9 protein-coding genes are annotated in these 6,186 nt (G+C 68.2%); 1 reads left to right on the top strand and 8 read right to left on the bottom strand.

The features are described 5' to 3' along the window. A partial coding sequence (locus ASD25_RS29950; protein ID WP_156389485.1) for a ClpX C4-type zinc finger protein occupies positions 1-118 on the bottom strand: 118 nt, incomplete at its 3' end. 188 nt (positions 119-306) lie between these two features. Between ASD25_RS29950 and ASD25_RS27260 the strand changes: the two genes are divergently transcribed. Then, positions 307-954 carry an HAD-IB family hydrolase gene (locus ASD25_RS27260; RefSeq protein ID WP_055832582.1) on the top strand — a complete coding sequence of 216 codons (648 nt, stop codon included), beginning with the start codon at positions 307-309 and terminating at the stop codon, positions 952-954. Positions 955-957: 3 nt separating this feature from the next. On the opposite strand, the gene ASD25_RS27255 is transcribed toward ASD25_RS27260, so the two are convergent. From ASD25_RS27255 to tig, 7 genes are all read right to left on the bottom strand, one after another. Next, positions 958-1,278 carry a hypothetical protein gene (locus ASD25_RS27255; RefSeq protein WP_055832658.1) on the bottom strand — a complete coding sequence of 107 codons (321 nt, stop codon included), beginning with the start codon at positions 1,276-1,278 and terminating at the stop codon, positions 958-960. A gap of 76 nt (positions 1,279-1,354) precedes the next feature. Continuing rightward, complete coding sequence (locus ASD25_RS27250) at positions 1,355-1,786, bottom strand: ATP-dependent Clp protease proteolytic subunit (protein WP_369816698.1); 432 nt, start codon at positions 1,784-1,786, stop codon at positions 1,355-1,357. Positions 1,787-1,812: 26 nt separating this feature from the next. Beyond that, the coding region (locus ASD25_RS33445) for an ATP-dependent Clp protease proteolytic subunit (protein WP_369816697.1) at positions 1,813-2,141 on the bottom strand (329 nt) is incomplete at its 3' end. Between the two features lie 103 nt (positions 2,142-2,244). Further along, complete coding sequence (locus ASD25_RS27240; protein WP_056621510.1) at positions 2,245-3,222, bottom strand: hypothetical protein; 978 nt, start codon at positions 3,220-3,222, stop codon at positions 2,245-2,247. Between the two features lie 69 nt (positions 3,223-3,291). Further along, positions 3,292-4,227, bottom strand: a complete 936-nt coding sequence (locus tag ASD25_RS27235; protein WP_055832577.1) for a hypothetical protein — start codon at positions 4,225-4,227, stop codon at positions 3,292-3,294. A 145-nt stretch (positions 4,228-4,372) separates the two neighbouring features. Continuing rightward, positions 4,373-5,275 (bottom strand): hypothetical protein, encoded by a 903-nt coding sequence (locus tag ASD25_RS27230; RefSeq protein WP_156377045.1) that lies wholly within the window; start codon positions 5,273-5,275, stop codon positions 4,373-4,375. A gap of 125 nt (positions 5,276-5,400) precedes the next feature. Then, positions 5,401-6,186: trigger factor (gene tig, locus ASD25_RS27225; RefSeq protein ID WP_082572634.1), on the bottom strand; the 786-nt coding region annotated here is incomplete at its 5' end.

Genomic DNA, 6,186 nt, shown 5'->3' with positions numbered 1-6,186 from the left:
ATTCATCGCAGATGAACACGGTCGGCCCGGCGATGAGCTTGCGCACCTCGTGCTGGCTCTTSCCGCAGAAMGAGCAGTAGAGCGTGCTTTTGGCGTCTGTGCCGGCGGCTTTGGTCATCGAGCCTTCTCACTCCCGCGGTTCACCCCGATATGGGGCTAACGCGCATCCTTCGCGTTGATTCCCCGAACATGGGCGCAAAGGTCTTCAAAAATTGACAATCACCCATACGGACGCCCGCCACAACCCCGACCAAGCGTGGCCGGAGTGCGAAGCGGACGGTTCACTGTTGAGGGAGATCGCGGCGAATGTCTGACATGGGAAGTCCGGGGCTGGTTCGCCAGCCGCCCCGCAAGGATCAGGCCATCGTCGCCTTCGATTTCGACGGGACGCTGACGGTTCGCGACAGCTTCACCCAATTCCTGCGCTGGCGGGCGGGTTCAGGCGCCTGGTACCGGGGGTTGGCGCGGATGGCGCCGGATCTGGCGGCCTATGTCTCGGATCGGGACCGCGGACGGCTGAAGGCGGCCTCGGTGCGGGAATTCCTCAAGGGCGTCCCGCGCAGTCAGCTGGAAGCCGACGCGGAAGCCTTCGCCGGCCAGGTCTGGCCCGGATTCCTGCGCTACGACGCCCTCGCCTGCTGGAAGGACTGGGGCGCCAGGGGCGCCTACCGGGTCATCGTCACCGCCTCGCCGGAGACGACGGTTGCGCCGTTCGCCCGCCGGCTGGGCGCCGAGGCCCTGCTGGGCACGCCGCTGACATTCGACGCCGACGACCGCGTCACCGGCGCCTTCGCCAGCCCCAACTGCCGGGGTGAGGAAAAGGTGCGGCGGCTGCGCGCGGCCTTCGGCCAGGACATGAAGCTGGCCGCGGCCTATGGCGACACCAGCGGCGACACCGAAATGCTGGCCATCGCCGACGAGGCCGGGTTCCGACGGTTCAAGGACCGGGCCTGACCGTCAGCGACCGTCGGCGTCGACGTCGAACACCATGGCCTTGCCGCGCGACGTGGGGTTCCAGCCCGCCGCGATCGCCGAGGCCACGGCGTTGCGCACGCTGTCCAGATCGACCCGCTGCTTCTCCATGTCGGGCCGTCCGTTGGGCCGCATCGGCATGGGAAACAGGACAACCGCCTCGCGCGGAAAGTCCTTCAGGCGCAGGCTCAGCCCCATCCCGTCCCATTTGCCGCCGGGCAGCGGGCGGGGCTGGCGGCGGATCGCCCACTCATAGGTCTCGCCGTCGACCTCGACGGTCCCGCTGGTTTCGCGCGTCTGTTCCATGGCGGCCTGATAGCACAAAAGAAAAAGGGCGCACCGATCACGGCGCGCCCCTTCCATAGTTGCTGACGAGGTCGGGTCAGACCGTCTTGACGCCGTCGCCCTCGGCCTGTTCGCGGCGGTCGTAGACGTGGTCGACGATGCCCCAGGCCTTGGACTCTTCGGCGCTCATGAAGTGGTCGCGGTCGAGCGTCTTCTCGACCTCCTCATAGGTCCGGCCGGTGTGATGGACGTAGATCTCGTTGAGGCGGCGCTTGGTGTAGCGGATATCCTCGGCGTGACGTTCGATGTCMGAGGCCTGRCCGCGGAAGCCGCCCGAGGGCTGGTGCACCATGATSCGMGCGTTCGGCAGGGCCACGCGCTGGCCSGCGGCGCCGGCGGCGAGGATCAGSGAACCGGCCGAGGCGGCCATGCCCATGCACACCGTCGAAACCGGCGAGCGGATGTATTGCATGGTGTCGTAGATCGCGAGCGCCGAGGTCACCTGACCGCCGGGGCTGTTGATGTACATGCTACGGCGGGGTGAACGTCTACCGNGAACCGGCCGAGGCGGCCATGCCCATGCACACCGTCGACACCGGCGAGCGGATGTACTGCATGGTGTCGTAGATCGCGAGCGCCGAGGTCACCTGACCGCCCGGGCTGTTGATATACATGCTGATTTCCTTCTTCGGGTTTTCCGACTCCAGGAACAGCAGCTGGGCGCAGATCAGCGACGCCATCGAGTCCTCGAACGGCCCGGTCAGGAAGATGATCCGCTCGCGCAGCAGRCGCGAGAAGATGTCGAAGGCCCGCTCGCCCCGGCTGGACTGCTCCACCACCATGGGGACGAGGTTCATGTTYATCAGTTCGATCGGATCGCGCATTCAGGCCTTCTCGGGATGCTTCTGGCGCGACTCACCGGCCGCTGCCCTGTTGGACAGGATATCGTCTTGCCAGAGCGTTGACGCAAGGCCGGCGGGGCGACCGCTATCTGCCGTCCCCGCCCTCGTCCCTGTCCTCGGCTGCCCGGTCCTGGCGGTATTCCCGCGCGATGTTGTCCGAGACCGCATGGACCTGGCTGTTCTGGCTGATCCGGTACCACGAGGCGCCATACAGGCCCTCGAGATAGGCCTGGTCCCAGCCGCTCAGACCCTGCACGCCGGCGGGGTCGTCGAACAGGTTGAGGACCGTTTCGAACCGGCTGGTGTCCGCGTCGGGGTCGATCTGCGCCAGGGCGACCATGGCGATGTAGTCGGCGAGCTGGGTCAGGGTGACGCCGCCCAGCCGGTCGACGTCGACGATGACGAAGGTCCGCTTCAGGTCCTGACGGTACTGCGAGGACAGCCGGGCCGTGCCGCGGACCGCGGTGTTGGGCGCATATTGGACGGCGGAACCGGCCCCGATGCAATTGAGGTTGCATTGACCCGGCATCCGCACGGCCGACACCCCTGTGTCGGAGTCCGTGGGCTGGCTGACGCTCCACCACCGGACGACCTGATCCGAGCTCCTGAACCGCTCCAGCGCCGCCGGGCCCTGGTTCATGCCGGAGCCGCCGGGCTGGAACAGCGCCGGTCGCATGGCGATGAACCTCTCGGTGAAGGCGTCCGCGTCGCTCGTCGCCATGATCAGGATGCTGGGGTGACACGGCGGTTCGTGGGACGTCAGCCCGATCCCGCGCGCCACGTCCGAAACCCGGTCGATCAGTTGCTGGGCCAGCTCGGGCCGGAGATTGGCCACGCCGACGCAGACGCCCCGATGCCAGCGCGCGAGACCGCGCCGACCGACGGGGTTGGCGACCTCGTCGACGAATTCACGCGCGGCGTCCTCCAGCCGGCGGGCGTCGACGACGACATCCTCGAGGCGAACGGCGGCGGCCGGATCAGGCGGCGTGCGGGTCCCGGCGGCCTGACCGTCCTGCGGCGGCAGGGCCGACAGGACGGCGGTCATCATGAGTGCGGCGAGCATCTTGAACTCCTGATCAGACTGGAAGCCATGATGGATAAAAGACCGGTCCGTGAGCGCCGGACGGGCCGGTCACGACGCGCCCTCGGGAGGCGCGGCCTGACGCTCGCGCTTCAGGCGCCGGGCCAGGGCGCCGGCCTGCCGATCGGGATTGAGGCGTTCGGACGGGGCGGCGTACAGGGCCCGCAGATAGGTCATGTCCCATTCCGACATGGACTGCACGGACGCCGTATCCTCGAAAAGATTGAGGATCGTGTCCTGCCCGGCGGTGTCGCCGTCGGGATCCACCTGGGCCAGGGCCACCATAGAAAGGTATTCGCTGAGGCTGGCCAGGGTCGTGCCGGCCAGCTGATCGACATCGACGATGATGATCGCCTTGTTGAGATCATCGCTGATCGGCCGCCCGCGGTTCACGATCCCTTCGCCGGGCACGTATATCGGCCCCGTGTCGCCCGGCATGCGGATGGCGCGGGCGTGGCTGGCGCCGATGACGGGCATGCTGACGTGCCACCAGCGGACAGGCTGGTCCGAGCTGGCGAAGGCGTCCAGCGCGACGCTGCCGCGGTCCAGGCCCCCGACGCCCAGATGGAAGGCCCGGCGGTCCGCCTCGACCAGGCTGGTCGCCAGCGACCGGGCGTCCGCCGCGAAGATGATCACGACATTGGGCCGGCAACCCGGTTCGCCGATGCGCAGGCCCAGTTCGAGCGCGCGGCGCGATACATGGTCGATCACCGCCTGGGACGCCTCGGCGCGCATGTTGACGGCGCCGACGCACACCCGGCCCGGCCAGCGCGCCAGGCCCCGGCGTCTGGCGGGGGCGGCGACGGCCTCGACGTAGTCCTGCGCGAGTTGGTCCAGCTGTCGACCGTCGACGACGACATCGGTCAGGGTGGCGGGGTCCCCGGTCGGCGCGCCCGCGACGGCGGGCGGAGTCCGCGGCGTCGGGGCCGCATCCTGCGGAAACAGGGCCGCGAAGGTCAGGGCCGCGATCAGGGATGCGCTGATCATCTTGGTCCCACAGGTTGCAGCAACGCCGGAGCCGGAGTTGAACCCTCGTCCCGAAAACCGGCGCCGTCAATCGCCGGGTTCCCGAAATGCAGAGCCCCGCCCCGGCGGAACCGAAGCGGGGCTGGAGATCGGGTCGACGACCGCGCTACTCCGCTTCCGGAGCCGCCTCGGCCGCGCGCGCCCGCCGCATCATCTGATCGACGATCTCCGCGCCGCGCGCATTGGCCCCCACGCTGTTCTGCTCGACGCTGTAAAGGGCCCTGAGATAGTCCATGTCCCAAGGCGTCAGACCCGGGACCGCCGGGTCCGAGAAGACGTTGAGCACCGTCTCGAACGACGCGACGTCCGCCAGGGGATCCACCTGGGCCAGAGCCACCAGGGCGCAGTAGTCGGCCAGCTGCGCCAGCGAAACCCCCGCCGTCTTCTGCACGTCGACCACGATGATGGCCTTCAGCAAATCATCGCGGATGTCGGTGCGAATGCGCGAGGCGGCCGAGACGTTGGTCATGGGCGCGTCGTATCCGGGAAGGCGCGTGGCCAAATGGCCCGTCTCCGAATCCACCGGCGCGCTGACGTGCCACCACCGGACCGGCGCTTCGGAGGTTCTGAATTCCTCGAGCGCCTGCAGCGACCGCGTCATCCCCGAGCCGCCGGGCCGGAAGGCCGATCTTCGCGCCTCGACGATGCGGCCAGCCACCGCGCGGCCGTCGGCGGCGGCGATAATAAGGACATTGGGGCTGCAGCCGGGCTCCCCCGCGGTCAGGCCCAGCTCCCGGGCGACATCCGAGGCCCGGTCCACGATATACTGGGCGACCTCGCCGCGCAGGTTGACGACGCCGATGCAGACCGGGCCGTTCCAGCGAGCCGGTCCGCGAACCCCGGCCGGAGCGGCCACCTCGCCCACGAAATCCAGGATAACCGAGCGCAGGCGACGGCCCTCGACCACCACGTCCTCCAGCTGGGCCGGCTCCTGGGCCGGCGGAACCTGGGGTCCTCCGGGGGTCTGGACCAGCAAACCCAAGGCTAACGCCAGAGCTGAAAACGACATGGACTTCCCTCCCGCATGACGAGAGCCAGAGCTAGGTCGACAAGATGGCCGGACAAGGGCCGCAATGTCTCAGGGCAGACGCCCGGCCGGGGTCGCCGTTCACAGCGCCGGCCGGGACCGGACGATCAGATGTCGTCGTCTTCCTTGAGCAGCTCTTCCTTGGTGATCGGCGTGTCGGTCACCTTGGCCGTGTCGAAGATCAGGTCGCAGACCTTCTCCTCATAGATCGGGGCGCGCATCTGGGCGGCGGCGTTGGGGTTCTGGCGATAGAAGTCCAGCACCTGACGCTCCTGACCCGGATAGTTGCGGGCCTCGTTCATGATGGCGTTGTTGAGCTCCTGGTCGGTGACCTGGACGTTGTTGGCGCGGCCGATCTCGGCCAGCACCAGACCCAGGCGCACGCGGCGCTCGGCGATCTTGCGGTATTCTTCCTTGAGCTTCTTCTCGGACTTCTTGGCGTCCTCTTCCGGCAGGCGGCCGGCTTCCTTGTCGGCCTGGACCTGGCCCCAGATGCCGTCGAACTCGGCCTCGACCATCTTGGGCGGCAGGGGGAAGTCATGGGCCTTGTCCAGGGCGTCCAGCAGGGCGCGCTTCAGCTTGAAGCGGGCGGCGCCGACGTACTGCTGGTTCAGATTGGTGCGCAGCAGTTCCTTCAGCTTGTCCAGCGACTCGATGCCGATGCGCTTGGCGAATTCCTCGTCCACCACGGCGGGGGCCTCGGCCTTGATGGCCTTGACCTTGACGTCGAAGGTCACGGCCTTGCCGGCCAGATGGGCGGCCTGGTAGTCGGCCGGGAAGGTCACGTTCAGGACCTTCTCGTCGCCGACCTTGGCGCCCTTCAGCTGCTCTTCGAAGCCGGGGATGAAGCGGTTGGAGCCGATCACCAGCTGGGTGTCCTCGGCGGCGCCGCC

The organism is Brevundimonas sp. Root1423, assembly GCF_001426805.1.
This window is presented reverse-complemented; position numbering and strand designations above follow the sequence as displayed.